General features: G+C 62.5%; 15 protein-coding genes. 9 read left to right on the plus strand and 6 right to left on the minus strand.

From position 1 onward, the window contains the following. Positions 1-20: 20 nt before the first annotated feature. Together E4662_RS15005 and E4662_RS15010 are read right to left on the minus strand one after the other, a co-directional pair. Positions 21-923 carry a phosphotransferase gene (locus E4662_RS15005; protein ID WP_168797986.1) on the minus strand — a complete coding sequence of 301 codons (903 nt, stop codon included), beginning with the start codon at positions 921-923 and terminating at the stop codon, positions 21-23. Further along, positions 920-3,379 (minus strand): penicillin acylase family protein, encoded by a 2,460-nt coding sequence (locus E4662_RS15010; RefSeq protein WP_136442402.1) that lies wholly within the window; start codon positions 3,377-3,379, stop codon positions 920-922. The genes E4662_RS15005 and E4662_RS15010 overlap by 4 nt, the downstream gene beginning before the upstream one ends. Positions 3,380-3,511: 132 nt before the next feature. On the opposite strand from E4662_RS15010, the gene E4662_RS15015 reads away from it, so the two are divergent. The 5 genes from E4662_RS15015 (at position 3,512) to E4662_RS15035 (ending at position 10,446) form a co-directional block, all read left to right on the plus strand. Further along, positions 3,512-4,384 (plus strand): NAD(P)-dependent oxidoreductase, encoded by an 873-nt coding sequence (locus tag E4662_RS15015; RefSeq protein WP_136442403.1) that lies wholly within the window; start codon positions 3,512-3,514, stop codon positions 4,382-4,384. Positions 4,385-4,488: 104 nt separating this feature from the next. After that, positions 4,489-4,887 (plus strand): VOC family protein, encoded by a 399-nt coding sequence (locus tag E4662_RS15020; RefSeq protein ID WP_136442404.1) that lies wholly within the window; start codon positions 4,489-4,491, stop codon positions 4,885-4,887. 21 nt (positions 4,888-4,908) lie between these two features. After that, positions 4,909-5,493, plus strand: a complete 585-nt coding sequence (locus tag E4662_RS15025) for a hypothetical protein (protein ID WP_168797987.1) — start codon at positions 4,909-4,911, stop codon at positions 5,491-5,493. 454 nt (positions 5,494-5,947) lie between these two features. Continuing rightward, positions 5,948-9,133 (plus strand): Rne/Rng family ribonuclease, encoded by a 3,186-nt coding sequence (locus tag E4662_RS15030; RefSeq protein WP_136442406.1) that lies wholly within the window; start codon positions 5,948-5,950, stop codon positions 9,131-9,133. A 320-nt stretch (positions 9,134-9,453) separates the two neighbouring features. Continuing rightward, positions 9,454-10,446, plus strand: coding sequence for a glycerophosphodiester phosphodiesterase family protein (locus E4662_RS15035; RefSeq protein ID WP_136442407.1), 993 nt, complete (start codon positions 9,454-9,456; stop codon positions 10,444-10,446). Between the two features lie 3 nt (positions 10,447-10,449). On the opposite strand, the gene E4662_RS15040 is transcribed toward E4662_RS15035, so the two are convergent. The 3 genes from E4662_RS15040 to E4662_RS15050 all read right to left on the minus strand — a co-directional run bounded on the left by E4662_RS15040 (position 10,450) and on the right by E4662_RS15050 (position 13,901). Next, positions 10,450-11,799: a cytochrome P450 gene (locus E4662_RS15040; protein ID WP_136442408.1), complete on the minus strand. Its 1,350-nt coding sequence runs from the start codon at positions 11,797-11,799 to the stop codon at positions 10,450-10,452. Beyond that, complete coding sequence (locus E4662_RS15045) at positions 11,796-13,040, minus strand: hypothetical protein (protein WP_136442409.1); 1,245 nt, start codon at positions 13,038-13,040, stop codon at positions 11,796-11,798. The genes E4662_RS15040 and E4662_RS15045 overlap by 4 nt, the downstream gene beginning before the upstream one ends. 111 nt (positions 13,041-13,151) lie before the next feature. Then, complete coding sequence (locus E4662_RS15050; RefSeq protein ID WP_136442536.1) at positions 13,152-13,901, minus strand: cytochrome c biogenesis CcdA family protein; 750 nt, start codon at positions 13,899-13,901, stop codon at positions 13,152-13,154. Between the two features lie 101 nt (positions 13,902-14,002). Here E4662_RS15050 and E4662_RS15055 point away from each other — a divergent pair, with 101 nt between their 5' ends. Beyond that, positions 14,003-14,224, plus strand: a complete 222-nt coding sequence (locus E4662_RS15055) for a sulfurtransferase TusA family protein (RefSeq protein ID WP_136442410.1) — start codon at positions 14,003-14,005, stop codon at positions 14,222-14,224. Between the two features lie 283 nt (positions 14,225-14,507). Here the strand turns inward: E4662_RS15055 and hemC are convergent, their stop codons facing one another. Further along, positions 14,508-15,464, minus strand: a complete 957-nt coding sequence (gene hemC, locus E4662_RS15060) for a hydroxymethylbilane synthase (RefSeq protein WP_136442411.1) — start codon at positions 15,462-15,464, stop codon at positions 14,508-14,510. 83 nt (positions 15,465-15,547) lie between these two features. Here hemC and hemE point away from each other — a divergent pair, with 83 nt between their 5' ends. The 3 genes from hemE to E4662_RS15075 all read left to right on the plus strand — a co-directional run bounded on the left by hemE (position 15,548) and on the right by E4662_RS15075 (position 18,520). Beyond that, positions 15,548-16,579, plus strand: coding sequence for a uroporphyrinogen decarboxylase (gene hemE / locus E4662_RS15065; RefSeq protein ID WP_136442412.1), 1,032 nt, complete (start codon positions 15,548-15,550; stop codon positions 16,577-16,579). A gap of 201 nt (positions 16,580-16,780) precedes the next feature. Continuing rightward, positions 16,781-17,683 (plus strand): fructose bisphosphate aldolase, encoded by a 903-nt coding sequence (locus E4662_RS15070; RefSeq protein WP_136442413.1) that lies wholly within the window; start codon positions 16,781-16,783, stop codon positions 17,681-17,683. Between the two features lie 318 nt (positions 17,684-18,001). Beyond that, on the plus strand, positions 18,002-18,520 hold the full coding sequence (locus E4662_RS15075) for a hypothetical protein (protein ID WP_168797988.1): 519 nt from the start codon (positions 18,002-18,004) through the stop codon (positions 18,518-18,520). Positions 18,521-18,556 lie beyond the last annotated feature (36 nt).

Here is an 18,556-nt window from a genome sequence, read left to right on the forward strand (position 1 = left end):
GCAGCGCCCCAAAACCTCGCTCAAAACACGGTGCTGTCCTGCGCCAGCACCCACAATGCCCCGGCCATCCGCGCTGTTTGACGCCGCGAATGGGGCAGGGGCGTGCGCGCCCAATACCCCAGTGCAAACGCCCGCTGCAAAAACAATCGCACGAGAGGATCGCCGGGCGATGCGCCATAGCCGCGGCCGAGCGCAGCGAGGGTGCGGCTATGGTCGTCCCCGAAGGGGGCGAAACCCATCACATCGAGGCTCAGTGTGAACAGATCGCGCAGCGCTTCGTCCTCTTCCGCGTTTTCGAAATCAATCCCGTAGATCGCATCCCCCTGCACAAGCAGGTTGCCCGCGTTCAGATCTTTATGGGTCACGGCCCGCACGGACGGGCGGCGGCGGACGGTTTCGAACATCCCATGCAACTGCGCCACCTGGCTTTTGAACCGCTCCAGATCATCTATCCGCCGCGCACCCGCCTCTCCTTGCGCCACCAGTTTGTCCAGCCACTTCAAATGCCCAACGGGCCGAAACGGTGCCTCGCGGCGGCTTGTCCCGTGCAGCGCTGCGATCCAACCTCCGGCAAGTTTTAGCAATCGCTCAGCGCCCTGCGCATCGGCCTCTCGCAACGCAACGCCAAGATCACGCTTGCCTGCGTCCTCCATGACCAGACCGCGCCGGAACGGATCCCAATGCAGAACCTTTGGCACACGAAACGCAGCACCGTTCAGAGACTTCGAAAGGGCCTGCTGCCGCGCCACCTGCGCGGCGGCCTTGTCCCTCTGATCCTCGGGCCAGAGTTTCAGGACAACCGGGCAGGGCGTGCCTGTGGGGCGGCAAAGAAGACGCCCATCGTTCTGAGAGAGAAGCGCAATCTCGCCTGACCACTCCGGCCAGATGCCTCTGAGAACCGCATGAGCCGCGTCCGAACTCAAGGTTTGGTCAGCCGGGTGATCCCGACAGACGCCGCGCGGGCGAGCCCGACGTCCAGCGACATGGGAATATATTCACCACGCCGCCAGAGCTGGCCCAGATCGTCGTAGTGCCGCGACAGGAAATGTCCCGATTGCCCGGTGGCCGAGATGAAGACAGAGCTGTCCGGATCGGCAAAGTCATAGACCCCGCGATAGCTCGCCGCGTGCACGTTCTGGAACGGCGCGTCCGGCTTGCCGGAGGTGCGGCCGCGCATCAGGGTGTGATCGCCGCCAGAGGTGCTTTGCCGGATGTTCACGAAATAGCGCAGCAGCGGCACTTTCCCCAGAACCGGGTGATCATGCACCGCCTGATGCGCATCGCCCCAGCGCAGGCTTTCGAGCTGGTCGCCGTATTGTTCGTTGATCCAGAGGATCGCATCATCCAGCGCCATGCGGGAAATGTCGGAGCAGGTCTCGACCCGGGCAGAGCGGATCACATCGCACCAGGCCGAGGCGCCGTTCACATTGCGGAACACGCGCTCGATGAACAGCGGCTCCACGCGGGGATAGGCTTCTGCCAGCTTGCCCAGATCGTCGCGGATCAGCCGTTCCTGAAGCGCGCGCAACCAGGCTGAATAGAGCAGCGGTTCGGGGAGATGTTCATTCATCTCGCCGTTCCAGTCCGCCAGAAGATCCAGCGCACGCTGGCGCTGGCGTTCCGGCGTGCCTTCGGGCGCGGCTTCGCCGGTGTACCACAAATCGCGGCCGATCAGCGGGAGCAGGGTGCGGGCAGTCACGGAAACCGTATCAAGCTGTGCTTCGATGAAGCTGTCGCGGGTGTGCACCTGTCGCCCTTGCATGAGGTTCTGCCAGCGCTGCACCCGCTGGCTGTCCCCCCAGTCAAAGCTGACGTGGCGCGGGAAAGGCGCGTCGATCAGCTTGTTGTTGGTGTTGCCGACGATGCCGCCCTCAGGCGCGAGGAAACCGGGATTGGCGGAATAGGGCAGGCGGCCTTGCCAGCGGTTCTCGGCCACGTAGCCATAGCTGGGCATGCGGCCCTGGCTCTGGTGACCGGGATCGCGCGCGGGCATCTGGCCGATTAGCTTGAGCGCCACGGTGTCTGCGTCGATCAGCGTTAGGTTCTGCGCCGGGGCCACATAGGCGCGGCTGGCTTCGATCGCCTCTTCGACCGAGCCGGACATCATCAGGTTGATGCCGCCCGTCAGGGAGGTGTCCTCGGCCGAAAGCGCGGTTGAGGCCAGCGCGGCCACATGCCCCGGAGGCGTGATGTCTTCGAGGTTGAAGCTCGCGCGCGGCAGCACCGGGCCATTGTCGGTCCAGCGCAGGGTGACGGTGGCGGGCGCGTGGTCCTTGATCGTGATGATGCTCTTGCGGGTCACGAAGCGTTTGAAGCCGTCCGGCGTGCGGTATTCCTCCGGGTTCTCCGGGTTCAACTCTTCGATGTAGAGATCCTGATCGTCGAGATAGGCGCTGGTCAGCCCCCAACCCAGCCGCTCGGACCGGCCCACCATGACCAAAGGCATGCCGGGAATTGTCCCGCCGATCACCCCGCCGGTGCTCAGCTCAAGCCGCGCCAGATACCAGATTGTCGGAGCGGTCAGCCCGAGGTGCGGATCATTGGCCAGCAGCGTGCCGCCCCCGGCGGAGCGCGAGGCATCCGCCGCCCAGGCGTTGGACGCGCCGGACAGGCCGCGTTCTGGCAGGGCAGGCAGAAAGCTCTGCTCCGGCAGGTACGCAAAGCGCGGCTGCGCGCCGGGGATCAGGCTGGCATAGCTGGGCAGCGCCGCGACACCTGTGCCGGGCAGGTCAGGCAGAATATCCGACAGGCGCGCCTCATCGGGAATGAGCAGGGAGGTGCGGGCGCGCAGCACCTCTTCGCGCAGATGCCCGGAAAGCTGGACCGCCAGAAGCTTGGCCAGCGCAATGCTGTCCGCAGGTTGCCACGGGGCGAGGGGCGCTCCAAAGACGAAGAACTCCGGCGCGCCGCGCCCCTTGCTGCCCCGATTGATTTCTTCGAGGCGGGCGTTGACCCCGGCGGAGTAGGCTTCCAGCGCGTCCAGCGTGGCGGCATCCTGATGCGGAACCGATTGTACCGCCAAAGGATAAAGATCGAGCCGCCGCATCAGCGTGTCTGTTTCGACCGTGCGGGTGCCAAAGATCTCGGACAGCCGCCCCTGCACGGTGCGGCGCAGCAAGGTCATCTGCCACAGCCGGTCCTGAGCATGGGCATAGCCCAACCCAAAGAAGGCATCGCGGTCCGACAGCGCCATGATGTGTGGCACGCCGGCGTTGTCGCGAATGATCTCGATATCCGCTGTAATGCCCGCCACGGGCATGGATTTGTCGTAGTCGGGCAGGGAACGCGAGGCGAGGTAATAGACCATCACCACCCCAAGCACCGCCAAAACGATACCGAGGGTCACCAGCCGCAAGAGCCACCGGAACACAAGCGCCATTTCCCTTGCCCTTTTCTTCCGCTAACACGAGGGGTGAAAGGGGCTTAGCCTGCTCATGGCCGGATGCCAAGGGTTCGGGCGGCCTGACCTAGCGGATCATTGCCGCAAAGACGTGTTCACGGGAGAGAATAAATGGCGAAGGTTGCATTCCTCGGGCTTGGGGTGATGGGCTATCCGATGGCGGGCTATCTGGCCAAGGCGGGCCACGAGGTGACGGTCTACAACCGCACCGCGGCCAAGGCGGAGGCCTGGGTGGCCGAATTCGGCGGCTCATTGGGAGCAACCCCGCGCGAGGCGGCGGCGGGGGCGGAGTTTGTCATGTCCTGCGTCGGCAATGACGACGATCTGCGCGGCGTGTGCCTGGGTGCGGATGGGGCCTTCGCGGAGATGGCGTCCGGTTCCGTCTTTGTCGATCACACAACGGTGTCTGCGGAAGTGACACGCGAGCTGCACGGCGTGGCTGCGGAAGCCGGGATCGCCTTTGTCGATGCGCCAATCTCCGGCGGTCAGGCGGGGGCCGAAAATGGCGCGCTTGTCGTGATGTGCGGCGGCTCCGAAGAGGCCTACGCCAAGGCCGAACCGATGATCGACGCCTACGCCAAGCTTTGCAAGCGCCTCGGCGAAAGCGGCGCAGGGCAGCTGTGCAAGATGGTCAACCAGATCTGTATCGCCGGGCTGGTGCAGGGCCTCTCGGAAGGGCTGCATTTCGCGGAAAAAGCCGGTTTGGACGGGCGCGCGGTGGTTGACGTGATCGGCGGCGGCGCGGCGGGATCATGGCAGATGGTAAACCGCTATGAAACCATGCTGGACGATCACTTCGAACATGGCTTTGCCGTGGACTGGATGCGCAAGGACCTGGGCATTTGCCTGAAAACCGCCAATGAAAACGGCGCGTCCCTTCCGGTGACGGCCCTGGTGGATCAGTTCTACAAGGACGTGCAGAAGATGGGCGGCGGGCGCTGGGATACGTCGTCGCTGATCAAACGGCTGCGGGCGTTCGACTAAACGCCGTTTCGGCGTGTGTGGTGCGCGCCGGGTTTTGGATATTTGGACAGAGAAGAAGCAGGGGCGGTTTCGGCGGCTCCTGCCTATGAAGAGTAAGAGAACGTATGACCCAAACCCTCGCCCACGTTGCTCTCGTTGTGCGCGACTACGACGAAGCGATTGATTTCTATGTGAATACGCTTGGCTTTGAGTTGGTTGACGATACTTACCAGCCCGAGCAGGACAAGCGTTGGGTGGTGGTTCGCCCGTCAGGGGGCGGCACGTCGATCTTGCTCGCGCGGGCGTCCAATGAACGGCAGGAGGCCGCCGTTGGCGATCAGGCCGGGGGGCGGGTGTTCCTGTTTTTGCAGACCGATGATTTCTGGCGGGACTTCAAGGCCTATCAGGACAAGGGCGTGACTTTTGTCCGCGCGCCGGTGGAGCAGCCTTACGGCACGGTCGCTGTCTTTGAGGACCTCTATGGTACACGGTGGGATTTGATTGAGTTTCGGAAGACTACTTAGAATGGGTCAGGGAGGAAGCTGTTGGCAGATGGATCGCTGGAGGCGCTTGTCTGGGTTGTGATGAGTACAGACACGGAGGCGTACCCGATGGCTGAGTACGACCATGAACGTGCCACAATGGGCAGTTACCACACGATCACAGGCGAGGTGTTTCCAAAGGAGGGCGAACCAGTTCTGCGACTCGATTGCGAGCCGGATAGAATTACTGGGCGTACCGTGCTTTCTTGCACGTCTTCTTGCCTGTTGCTTCGGGGCGCGGCTTTGGAGTTCTTTCAACAAGAGATTGCGGAAGAAGTTTCGATAAAGCCGGTGGGGCTCTTTGCGAATGGTGTCGCTGTCGAGGGTTTTTGCTTTGTGAAACCCCTGCAGGTCTGGGACTGTCTCGATAGAGGGGCGAGTAAAATTGATTGGATTTGGAAAGGGCGGTATGTCAGCAGGATCCACAGTCTTGTTCTGACGCCAGACTGCCTGAGCGGGTCAAATTTTGTTCGCGACGAGGCGACAAGTTTGCTGTTGGTTTCCGATCATGTAAAGCAGGCGATGGAACGGATCGACAAGAACGCCTTTGTGGCGCTTCCTCCGGACAAAGTCGCGTATCCACATTGAACAGCGTTGGGCTGTTTGGAAGCGATATGTGAGTAGCCTACTTGCCGGAAATCTGTGCATTGCTGCACGGCGGCGGGCGATTGCCCATTGTCAATGCCCCCATTGTGCCCCTATGTTAGCGGTGAGGACGTGGGCCCAAGAGGCCGCTTCCGAAAAGTTTCGCTGACACGGGTGCAGGACAAAACATCCCTGTCAGACCGATTAGGCCCCTCAAAAGGCCGAAGTACCATGCCCGTACCGCCAAAAGCGACGGGCTTTTAATGGGCGCGCCTGGTTCCAGGACAGAGACGCGCTGGAGAAGAAACGCGATGAAGCGCGCGACACAACAGAGGCATGAGGCAGGGGCGCACCGCGCCCGCCATGCCCGCGCGCACCCCCTCGCATTGACAAGACACAGCACCCGCACCTTGGCCCCACCCGGTTCAGGGGGTGTTTTGCTGCGCATACGGACTACATGGCAAAGAAAATGCTCATCGATGCCACCCACGCGGAAGAGACCCGCGTTGTGGTGGTGGACGGAAACAAGGTTGAGGAGTTCGACTTTGAATCCGAAAACAAGCGCCAGCTTGCAGGAAATATCTATCTAGCCAAGGTTACGCGGGTTGAACCCTCGCTTCAGGCTGCCTTCGTGGATTACGGCGGCAACCGGCATGGCTTTCTGGCGTTCTCGGAAATTCATCCCGATTACTACCAGATCCCCGTCGCTGACCGTCAGGCGCTGATGGAGGAAGAGGCGGCTCTGGCTGCCGAGGAAGAGGAAGAGCGCGAGAAGCCCAAGAAGCGCACGCGCTCCCGGCGCCGCAAGCCGTCCAAGGCTGAGAGCACCAAATCGGATGACGCAGTTGTGACGGCAGAGCCGTCCGAGACGGCAGAGCCGTCTGAACAGGTCGCCTCAAGCGCTCCGAAAGAGATTTCGGGCATGGAGACGATTGACCTCGGCGAAGACGAAGCACCGTCGGAAGAGGACGCGGGTCAGCCGGGTGAGGGCCTCTCCCCGATGGAAACCGTTTCCGAGACTCCGGTCGAAGAGCCTTCGGAAGAGGCGGAAGCGCCTGCCGAAGCCGAAGCAGCCCCGGTTGAGGAGGCGTCCGCCGAGGAAGCCGCGGTTGAAGAAACCGCTGCCGTGGAAGCCCCTGTCGAAGCGGCAGAGACCGCGCCGGAAGCCGCTCAGGCCGAAGACGCCGCACCGGCGGATGCTCCTGTTGAAGCGGCGGGCGAAGCGCCCGCGGCTCAGGCCGAAGAGGGTTCGGACGCAGCTGAGACGGTTGAGGCCGCGCCTGCCGAGGGCGAAGAGGCCGCTGAGGAAGAGACCTCTGATGACGATGACGCCGAGGAATCGGACGACGACTCTGATGATGACGACGACAAGGACGCGAAGAAAGACGCGTCCAAGAAAGACGAATCCATCGAATCCGTCGCCGATGACGACACCCAGGAAGAGATCCGCCCGCGCCGCAAACCGCGTCCGCGCCGGTACAAGATCCAGGAAGTCATCAAGGTGCGCCAGATCCTTCTGGTGCAGGTCGTCAAGGAAGAGCGTGGCAACAAAGGCGCCGCGCTGACCACCTACCTTTCGCTTGCCGGTCGCTACTGCGTGCTGATGCCGAACACCGCGCGCGGTGGTGGCATTTCCCGCAAGATCACCAACGCCGCCGACCGCTCCAAACTCAAGGCCATCGCAAATGAGATCGACGTGCCGAAGGGCGCGGGTCTGATCATCCGCACCGCAGGCGCGAAGCGGACCAAGACCGAGATCAAGCGCGATTATGAGTACCTGCAACGGCTGTGGGAGCAGATCCGCGAACTGACGCTCAAGTCGATTGCGCCCGCGAAAATCTACGAAGAAGGCGACCTGATCAAACGTTCGATCCGCGATCTCTATAATCGCGAAATCGACGAGGTTTTGGTGGAGGGCGAGCGCGGCTACCGCATCGCCAAGGACTTCATGAAAATGATCATGCCGTCCCACGCCAAAAACGTGAAACACTACCACGATCAGATGCCGCTCTTTGCGCGCCATCAGGTGGAATCCTACCTGTCGGGCATGTTCAATCCGACGGTGCAGCTCAAGTCCGGCGGGTATATCGTGATCGGCGTGACCGAGGCGCTTGTGGCGATCGACGTGAACTCTGGTCGGGCGACCAAGGAAGGCTCGATCGAGGATACCGCCGTCAAGACGAACCTTGAGGCCGCCGAAGAAGTGGCGCGCCAGCTGCGTCTGCGCGACCTTGCCGGTCTGATCGTGATCGACTTCATCGACATGGACGAGCGCAAGAACAACGCCGCCGTGGAGAAGAAGCTCAAGGACAAGCTGAAAACGGACCGCGCGCGCATTCAGGTGGGCCGCATCTCGGGCTTCGGCCTTCTGGAGATGTCCCGCCAGCGCCTGCGCCCGGGCATGATCGAAGCGACCACGCAGCCCTGTGCGGCCTGTCATGGAACGGGTCTCATTCGCTCGGACGACAACATGGCGTTGCAGGTGCTTCGCCAGATCGAGGAAGAGGGCACCCGCCGTCGCTCCCGCGAAGTTCTGGTGAAATGCCCGGTGGCTGTGGCGAACTACCTGATGAACGCCAAGCGCGAGCACATCGCCATGATCGAAGCGCGTTACGGCATGGCCGTGCGCATCGAGGGCGACGTGCACATGATTGCGCCGGACTTCACCCTTGAGAAGTTCAAGACGGCAACACGCTCCGTGCCGGAACCCACCGCGCCGGTGGTGTCGGTCGACACCTCCTTGATGGAGGAAATCGACGAAGCCGTTGCCGCCGAAGAGGCGGAAGAGGCCGAAGCACAGGAAACGGCCGAGGCCGCTGAATCGGACGACAAGCCGAAAAAGCGCCGCCGTCGCCGCCGCCGCAAGTCGAAAACGAACGGGGATGCGGAGAACGGGGCGGAAGCGGCAGAGGACAGCTCTGACGCGGAACCGCAGGAGGCCGAAGAGGCGTCCGCTGAAGCAAGCGAGGCAGAGGCCCAACCCGAAGAGGATGAGGCCCCGAAGAAAAAGCGCAGCCGGTCCCGTCGCGGATCGCGCAGCCGCAAGAAGGACACCGAGGGCGAAGCGGAAGCAGAAGCCGCACCGCAGGAGGGAGCCGAGGCGGCTGAGCCGGCGGAAGCGGCGACTCAGGAAGCCGAAGCGCCTGCTATGGATGAGCCTGCTACGGAGCCTGCGGCCGAAGAAGCGCCGAAGCCCAAGAGGACGCGGACCCGACGCAAGAAGAAGGTCGAACCGGAAGCCGAAGCTCCGACAGAGGCTTCCGAGGCTGAAACGACGGAAGCTCCGGCGGAAGCATCTGCAGAGGCGGAATCGCCCGCAGCCGAGCCTGCGCCGGAACCCGAGGCACCTGTGGAGGAAGCCCCGGCCGTGGCGGAGGCTCCGGTGGAACCCGAGCCTGCGCCGGAGGCCCCTGCCAAACCGCGCCGTACCCGGCGCAAGGCGGCGGATGTGATCGCGGCGGTTGTCGGCACGGTGGATGATGAGACCGCGCAGGCCGCTCCCGTGGACACGCCCACGGAGCCTGTAACAGCTGAACCGGTCACGGCAGAGCCTGCTCCGGAACCGGCTGCGGAAACACCGGCGGAGGCTGCTGAGGCCGAAGCCAAGCCCAAGAAAAAGGGCTGGTGGTCGCTCGGTCGATAAACACGGTCAAGATTTTATGAAAAGGGGCGGAGTTTTCCGCCCCTTTTTGTGCCTTGCGACGGCCTCGGCAGCCCTTTGCCGAGACGCGGGCCAGAGTTTGCCGAAAGCCGCGTTGCTGACTCAACTTGCCTCTTGCCTCAAAGCGACAAACCCCCATAGGTTGATAGATAACAAGAATAGGCACAGAAGTGCCGCTCTGAGGCAGTGTCAGTGTTCGCCGTGATGCGGGTGCCAACAGCACCGGCATCCGGGTGTGAAATTCGTGATCAGAGAAGGGAAACCGGGCAGGGGAATGATCCGCGATGGCAGGTGGATGGCGCATGGCAGTCTTGAAACGCATGATGCAACTGGGCCTTGTCCTCGCCGCTCTGGGCTGGCTGAACAACACCTCTCTGCTGTTCGCACCTGAACAGGGTCCCGGTATTCGCCTGCTGGCCCACCGGGGTGTGCACCAGACCTATCCGCGTGAGGGATTGACTGCGGAAACATGCACCGCAACACGAATATACATGGGAAATCATGAGTTTATCGAGAACACCATCCCGTCTATGCAGGCTGCCTTTGCCGCCGGCGCGGATGTTGTCGAACTGGACGTGCACCTGACGCCGGGCGGCGAGTTTGCGGTGTTCCATGACTGGCGTCTGGAGTGCCGCACCGATGGGTCCGGCGTGACCCGCGCGCAGCCACTGACCTATCTCAAGACGCTGGATATCGGTTTTGGCTACACGGCAGACGGCGGAGAAACCTATCCGCTGCGCGGCAGCGGCGTGGGTCTCATGCCGACCTTGACGGAGGTCTTCGAGGCGAGGCTTGGTGGTCAATATTTGATCAACTTTAAGAGTAGTAATGCGGAAGAAGGGGCCGCGCTCGCCAAGATGTTGTCACGCCGCGACTGGCGCAATCAGGTCTGGGGTGTCTATGGCGGCACGATCCCCACACGCGCCGCGCAGGATGCAGTTTCCAACCTGCCGGGCTTTGACAAGCCGCGGGTCACGGAATGCATCAAACTCTATGTTCTGCTTGGGTGGAGCGGCTATGTGCCGGAGGCCTGCGCCGATGGCATGGTTGTCGTGCCCATGGATGTTGGCCCGTATCTCTGGGGCTGGCCGCACCGGTTCACGCGCCGGATGCGGCTTGCGGGAAGCGAGGTGATCCTGCTCGGGCCACTGGACAAGACTGGCTACTCGGCTGGGGTCGATACTCAGGAGCTGTGGGATCAGGTGCCTGAAGGGTTTGACGGCTATGTCTGGACCAATCGGGTTGAAGTCTTTGGCGATGGTGTGCCCAAGGCGGAGCTGGTCGGGCGGCGGTGAGTTTCAGGCGCGTTTGTCGAGCCTGAGCCAGATCCCATCACGGGTGCGCACCGTGAGATGCGCCTCCGGGACCGGCACGCGCTCGGGCAGGGCGACGACTTTCAGATCTCGCAACAAAAGCGACAGCAGAAGCGGCCCTTCGACCATGGCAAACCCGGCGCCGGTGCAGACCCGCGCGCCGGCGGAAAACGGGATATAGGCTTCGCGTCCGCAGGTCTTGCCGTTTTCGGTTTGCCAGCGCGCCGGGTCAAACCCGTCCGGGTTCTCCCAAAGTCGTTCATGCCGGTGCAGGTGCCAGGGCGACAGCACGATCTGCGCGCCCTTCGGCACGGGGCGATTGCGGAAGGTTTCCGGGCAGCTCGCCTCGCGCACCATCATCGGCACAGGCGGGTAGAGGCGCAGCGCTTCGCGGAACACGTCCCGGCTGATCTTCAGAATGGATACGTCGGAGAAATTCCCCGTAAGCCCTTGCGCTTCCTCTGCAATACGCGTTTGCCATTCGGGGTTGGTAGCCACCAGATAAAGCGCCCAGGCGAGCGCGGAGGCGGAGGTTTCATGCCCGGCGAGGAAGAAAATCGCCACCTGATCGACCATCTCCTGAGCCGAGAACGTCTCGCCCGTCTCAGGGTCGGCCGTGGTCATGATCTTTGTCGCCAGATCGTTCGGCGCGGTGCCCTCGGCGATGGCTTGTTGCCGGGCCTCTGTGAGGTCCGTGATCAACCTGCGAATGCGGCGGGCGGTGGCGCGTGTGTCCTTGCGGAAAAAGCGCGGGAAGAGGCGTGGCAGCGGGATGAAAGCGGCGAGGTTCAGGATCGGCTGGCTGCGCTGATAGGAGCGGAACTCGTGGAAAACCTTCTGCGCTGTTGCGTCCTCAATGGGGATAGAAAACAGCGTGCGAAAGATCACATCGGCGGCGGCGTGGGAGGTCTCTGCCTCGATCTCGATGGTCTGACCTGCCTGCGCCAGAAGCCGGTCCCGCGCGGCCTCGGCGGCGGCCCACATGGCCGGGTAAGTCTCCCGCAACCGCCCGCCTTCAAAGGCCGGGTCGATGATGCGGCGCTGTTTTTGCCATTCCGCGCCATTGGTCAGAAAGACAGAGTTGCCAAGAAGCGGCCGCAGCCCTTCGGAGATGCGGTTTGATTTCGGGAAGTCGAGCGGGCGATCCTTGAGGACGGTTTTCACCAAGTCCGGTTGGTTGACGAGGAAGGACCGGAAGAACGGTGTCTTGAACTCGGCCATCCAGGCCCGATAGAGCCGTGCGGGCTGGGCGCTCAGGATGTCCTTGCGGAACAGGCGCACGTATTTCCTGAGCGAGACTCGATCCGGCCGGGCGGCGGGCTTTGGCGGGATCATGGCGCGGTGCTCGTGAATTTCGAGACCGCATGGTCAATGCGGCTCGCCGAGGCCGGGCGGTTCTTGTAGCGCGTGGCGAGGGTCAAAGGCCCTGCGGTGATCTGGAAATAGTCATAGTCCAGCGGCGCATCGAAGGCGCAAAGGTACTGAAAATGCAGGCGGAAGAAACGCCAGCGCAGCTCCTTCCAGCGGGCGGGCGAGAGCGATTTGGTGAATTGCGCCGAGAAGACGAGCGGCCAGCGTTTGCCCTCGGGCGCGACGCCGGAGACGGACACCGGATCGCAGAGCGCAAAGGCGCAGCCGTCGCCGGGGGCGGTGACATCGACCCATGTGATCTCGTTGCGCGCGGACAGATAGGCGAGGTCTGCCCGCAAGCGGTGGGCATGGCGCAGGAAGGACACCATGGGCACCACCTGGCCAAGGCTGAGGAAGGCGAGTTTGGGCCCATCTTCCGGGACGCGCCCACTGCGGATCAGGTCCGAAAGGATGGACACCGCCAGATGCGCGCCGGACGAATGGCCGACCACCAGCACCTCATCCGTGTCCGTTTGCAGCGCCTCGGCGATGGTGTCCGTGAACAGGGCGATGCGCGCCTCAAGCTCCGGCGGGTTGGCGCCCTTGTGCCGCGCGGAATAGGCGTAGTCGTGCATCAGGTAATAGGCAAAAAACTTGCCGTCCTGCTTTTTGAACCACCTGAGAAGCAACACACCAAGCCCCGCGCCCAACAGTGCCCCCAGGATCGGGGTCACGCCGCCGAGGGCCGGGAGATAGCCGCTCAGCGCAAAGACGGCATAGGCCAGCGCCAGAGCCAGCACCAATTGCAAGAGCAGCATCCCAATGGGGTAGAGCGCTGCAATCACCGGCCCCTTGCGCAGGCGCATGAGCCGGAACAGCGCCCCTGTGCCGATGTATTCGGTGGCGGTGCGGACCAGTTGGGCATAGGTAGCGGGGATGGAGGTATCCATGGAATCGCGCACGATGTCGGACCAGACAAGCACCGCGACATCGGCCTGCGTGTCCTGGCCATGGATGCAGCTTTGCGCGTGCCAGCCGTAATGGGCGGACTTCGGCGCGGGTTTGAGGGTGATCTCATAGCCTGAGATTGCAGCCTGTGCCGCGCCTTCCTTGCGGAACAACTCTCGGTAGCGGCGCGGGTGAATCGGATCGTACCCGGGGATGTAGAACACCCGGCGGTGACGCACCTCCTGTGCCTGATCGTGTTTTGCCTGCTCCGCGCCCATGCCTTGCGCCTTATGGTTTAACGCAGGCTAGCGCGGTTTTCCGGCAAGAGTAAGGCCGGGTTGGGGTGAGAATGGTCAGACGCGGCTTTGATCGTGGCGGAACCCGGTGTATCAGCCAAGCGTCGCCAGCGCCGGGAAGGTCTCCAGAAGCCAGAAAGACATGGCCGAAAACCCGCCTGTCAGCATCAAAAGCCCGATGGTCCAGAGCAGCAGGCCCATGACCCGTTCGATCTGTTCCATGTGGCGTTTCATCCAGGTAAGCGCGCCGGTGAGCTTCGGCAAGTAGGCAGCGACCAGCAGGAAAGGCACGCCGAGGCCAAAGGCATAAACGCCGAGCAGCAACGTGCCGCGCGCGACAGAGGCCTCGGAGGCGGCAAGTGAGAGAATCGCACCAAGCTGTGGACCGATGCAGGGTGTCCAGCCAAAGGCAAAGGCCAGCCCGAGCACATAGGCGCCAAAGGCGCTGCCGCCCCTGTCTCCGGCATCCAGCCGCGCCTCGCGGTCGAGGAAGCCGATCCGGTAGACCCCGACAAAATGCGCGCCAAAGACCATCACGATGATTCCGGCGGCAGTGTTGAACCAGTCCTGATATTGCAGGAGCGCCATACCCGCGGCAGACGCCGCAAAGCCGAGCAGCAGGAAAACCGTCGACAGGCCGAGCACAAAGAACAAGGCCGCGAGAATGGCCTTGCCGCGCGCGCCGTCCTTGTCCATCTCGCCCAGTGACACGCCGGACATATAGGCAAGGTAAGGCGGCACCACGGGCAGAACGCAGGGCGACAGGAAAGAAATACCCCCGGCCAGCAGCGCCACGAAGACGGCTGGCAGGAGAGAGGCATCCATGATCTCGATTCCGAACATGGCCCACGCATAGGCGATTGCGCCCGGCACGTCACGCGTCCAATCGGTCACATATGCGTTGGGGCTTTTCCTTTTGGCGGCGCGGGGCTATCTGCGGAGGTATGGAATATGAACTCGATGCCATTGGTTTGCTTTGTCCTCTGCCGGTTCTGAAAGCTCGCAAACGGCTTCAGGGACTAGAAAGCGGGGATGTTCTTGTGGTGCAGACCGACGATCCGGCCGCGGTGATCGACATGCCGCATTTCTGCGCGGAGGCCGGGCATGAGCTGCTGGGCCATGACGAGGCGGGACCCGTGATCACCTGGCGGGTTCGCAAGGGGTAAGGTGGTTTTTGGCCTGAAGCGACCGTTCATCGCTCCACAGGCGCGGAGCAAAGGCCGCAGGCCGCCGCGCCCATCGACGGGCCGCCCCCACGGCACGGCGATTGGGTTGATGCTGGGCGCCACACCAGCCTAGCGCGCCAGTTTCTGAGATAAATCGAGGGGATCAGAAGGAGGATCGCCGCACCACGGCCCGTCGATGACGCGGCTTGCTCTTTGGTCGAGAGGTCTCGGATCAAGTCCGGGACGGGGTGCGCTCAATCACCGCTCAAGGCCAATTACCACCTCAACCGCAATCAAAGAACCCCGGTCCGGCCTGCGTCAACAACCGGTTCGCCAGCTCATGACCGAGCTGTGGCCCGTCCGAGGCCGCGCCGCTGATTTCGCCCGAAAACACCTTGGCTCCGTCGGGACGCAGGATCTCACCACGTAGCCGCATCATGTCGCCATCCAACTCTGCCAAGGCAGCAATCGGCGTCTCACAGGACCCATCCAGCGCCGCCAGAAAGGACCGTTCTGCCGCCAGCCGCGTGCCAGTGTCCCGATCATGGATCGCCGCCAGCATTTCCTGCGCCCGCGTGTCATCTGTTCGGCGCTCAATCCCGATCGCTCCCTGCGCCACCGCCGGCAACATGTCATCCGGCTCAATCGGCGTTTTCGGCACGTCGTCCATGTTCATCCGATTGAGGCCAGCCATGGCCAGGAAGGTCGCCTCTGCCACGCCATCACGCAGTTTCTGAAGGCGCGTCTGTACGTTGCCGCGAAATTCGACCACCTGCAGGTCAGGCCTGCGCGCCAAAAGCTGTGCCTTGCGCCGCAACGAGGACGTCCCGACAACAGCACCCTGCGCCAGATCCCGCAGCCCGCCCCCCGAAAGCGTGATAAAAGCATCCCGCGTGTCTTCACGCGGCAGGTAGCAATCGAGGATGAGACCGTCGGGCTGCACCGTCGGCATGTCCTTCATCGAATGCACGGCAATGTCGATCCCGCCGGACAACATCGCTTCTTCGATTTCCTTGGTGAACAGACCCTTGTTGCCGATCTCTTTCAACGGCCGATCCGCAGCAATCATCGAGCGATCATCGCCCGTGGTCTTGATCACCACGATCTCGAACGCCGCTTCGGCCAAGTCAAAGGCGGCCATGAGCCGCGCGCGCGTTTCATACGCTTGCGCCAATGCCAAGGGCGAGCCACGGGTGCCGATCTTGAGCGGCGCGTCTGCGGAAGGGAGGTCTTGTGTCATAAGCTGTTCATATGTCGCGGCAAAGCCGGTGGCAATGGCGCGGAAATTGACATATTGCCCCGTTAACGACTGTGGAGGCCCCGATGACCAAGACGATCCTGCGCGCCCTTGCGGGCGAAACGCTGCCGACCCCGCCGATCTGGATGATGCGGCAGGCCGGGCGCTACTTGCCAGAATACAAGGCAACGCGGGCCGAGGCCGGGGATTTCCTCTCGCTGTGCTACAACCCGGAGCTGGCCACCGAGGTCACGCTGCAGCCGATCCGCCGCTATGGTTTTGACGCGGCCATTCTCTTTGCCGACATCCTGCTTTTGCCTCAGGCATTGGGTGCGGACCTGTGGTTTGTCACCGGTGAAGGGCCGCGCCTGTCGACGATCCAGTCTCAGGCGGATTTCGACAAGCTTGGCAAAGGGGAGATGATCCACGACACGCTCTCGCCGATCTACCAGACCGTCGCCAACCTGCGCAAAAGCCTGCCGACTGAGACCACGCTGATCGGTTTTGCAGGCGCGCCCTGGACCGTGGCAACCTACATGATCGCCGGGCAGGGGACGAAGGATCAGGGCCCGGCCCATGCGCTCAAGGCCGAAAACCGCCCGCTGTTCGAGGCAATCATTGATCGCCTGACCGAATCCACCATCGATTACCTCTCCGAACAGGTCAAAGCCGGCGCCGAAGTGGTCAAACTCTTTGACAGCTGGGCCGGATCGCTCAAAGGCGAAGACTTTGACCGGTACTGTACGGAACCGGCCCGCATCATCACGCAGGAGCTCAAGTCTCGCTTCCCCGGCCTGCCGGTCATCGCCTTCCCGCGCCAGGGCGGCGACAAATACATTGGCTTCCACCAAGCCACCGGCGCCGATTGCGTGGCCCTTGATGACAGCGTCACCCCGGAATGGGCCGCCGAGCACGTCCAGCCCTCCGGCTGCGTGCAGGGCAACCTTGCCAGCCGACACATGGTCACTGGCGGGCAGGACCTGATCGACGAGACAAAGCGCGTCGTCTCCGCCCTGTCCAATGGCCCGCACATCTTCAACCTCGGCCACGGCATCACGCCGGATGCGGACCCAGAAAACGTGCAACTGATGATCGACACGGTGCGCGGCAAGATCTAGCGCCCGAACTGTTTCTTTGTGCTGCAAATATCCCGGGGAGTCGCAGCTCTGCTGCGGCGGGGCAGCGCCCCGAAACCCTTCCTGCCCGACAATCCGACTTTCTGGCGCCCGTTAGCGATAAAAGAGCCTGCGCCCCTCTATCGTCCAAGCCCCCCCTCGTTTATTCAAACGACAACACGCATTCATTGACGAGGACATCCGATGGCCCAGGACGCCGCACCCAACCAAAACCAGACCGATCTGATGGCAAAGGGCCAGGGCTTTATCGCCGCGCTTGACCAATCCGGTGGCTCGACCCCAAAGGCGCTGCTGCAATATGGCGTCAAGGAAGACGAATACGACGGCGACGAAGCGATGTTCGCCGAGATCCACGCCATGCGCACACGCATCATCATGTCCCCGGATTTCACTTCTGAAAAAGTGCTGGGTGCAATTCTCTTCGAGCGCACCATGCGCGGTGATATTGATGGCAAACCGGTGCCGAGCGTTCTGTGGGAAGACCGTGGCATTATCCCGTTCCTCAAGATCGACAAGGGTCTCGAAGACAAGGCCAACGGTGTTCAGATGATGAAGCCGATCCCCGGTCTCGAAGCGCTTCTGGCCGACGCCCGGGGTTTCGGCGTGTTCGGCACCAAGGAACGCTCGGTCATTCACGAGGCCAACGCCGAAGGCATCTCCGCCGTTGTGGCGCAGCAGTTCGAACTGGGCCGTGCGGTCTGTGCTGCCGGTCTCGTGCCGATCATCGAGCCGGAAGTCGACATCAACTCCCCGACCAAGGGCGAGGCCGAAGCGCTGCTTCGGGACGCGATCTCTGCCGAGTTGGCAAAGCTGGACGCTTCCGAGAATGTCATGCTCAAGCTGACCATCCCGAACGAAGACGGTTTTTACGACGTGCTGGCGGATCACCCGAACGTGGTGCGCGTTGTGGCGCTTTCGGGCGGCTACTCCACTGCTGACGCCTGCGAGAAGCTTGCGCGTCAGCCGAAGATGATTGCTTCCTTCTCCCGTGCGCTTGCGGAAGGCCTGAGCAAAGGCATGACGGATGCGGAGTTCGACGCGGCCCTGGGCAGCAACATCGAGAAGATCTACCAGGCGTCTCTCTGAGCACACAGGATCTTGGGCGCATGACGTCTTGGCAGCGGCGGGGGTAATCCCCGCCGTTTTTTCATGCCTCTACGAATCATGTTTTTGGAGGATTCGGGCAGTTTGGCGGCTTTTCACGGAATTCCCGCAAGGATTGTGGGCGAAATTTTGACCGCAACCTTGGCCGTGAGAGCACACGGGACAAAGACGGTTTTCAGCACAAAACAGCCAGAATCGGGAAACAAACGCGCGGAATTACCCGATTGCGAACCATCATTTGGTCACAATCTTCGGCGATTTTTATACGTATTCGAGTGATGCGGACGACAGGTTTTTTGAATGGTACAGCGTGTGTTTCTGGCAGGTCTTGCCTTGGGTCCAGCCCTTGCAATCCTGCTGCTCCCGACCTCCGCAATGAGTGCACCCGCTTCGTTTACGCTGGGCGGCGCGGGCAGTTTGGTAACAGTGTGTGCATCAATCAAACGGCGCGGTGGCAAACCCACCGCGCCGGACGCACGGGGGCTTTTGCTCCAGACGTACAACGCTGAGACATCCCGGCCTCTGGCACGAGACATGCGCAGCGGATTGGCGTTTCTCTTATCCCCCGAACCCGAAGGATTTCGCTCCGCGCGGGAGGCTGCCATCGCTGCTGCGCTCACCGAGGTTATCCAAACCTGGGGCCATGCGGCGCCTGAACAGTTGAGTGACGCAGAACTGCACGCCCTGACGCAGCTGCACGCGCTTTTGCAATCCGATTCTGCCAAGGCCGGAGCTCTGGCGCAGCAATTCGCGCAGCCCGCCGCGGTGCTCGATCTGCGCGATGTGGTGGCGGATTTCGGAGAGGCGCAGGCCGCCTGACCGCGGCTTTTCCCTGTACCTGAGCGGTCGGGAGCG

It is taken from the genome of Pacificoceanicola onchidii, assembly GCF_004804335.1.
GTDB lineage: Bacteria > Pseudomonadota > Alphaproteobacteria > Rhodobacterales > Rhodobacteraceae > Pacificoceanicola > Pacificoceanicola onchidii.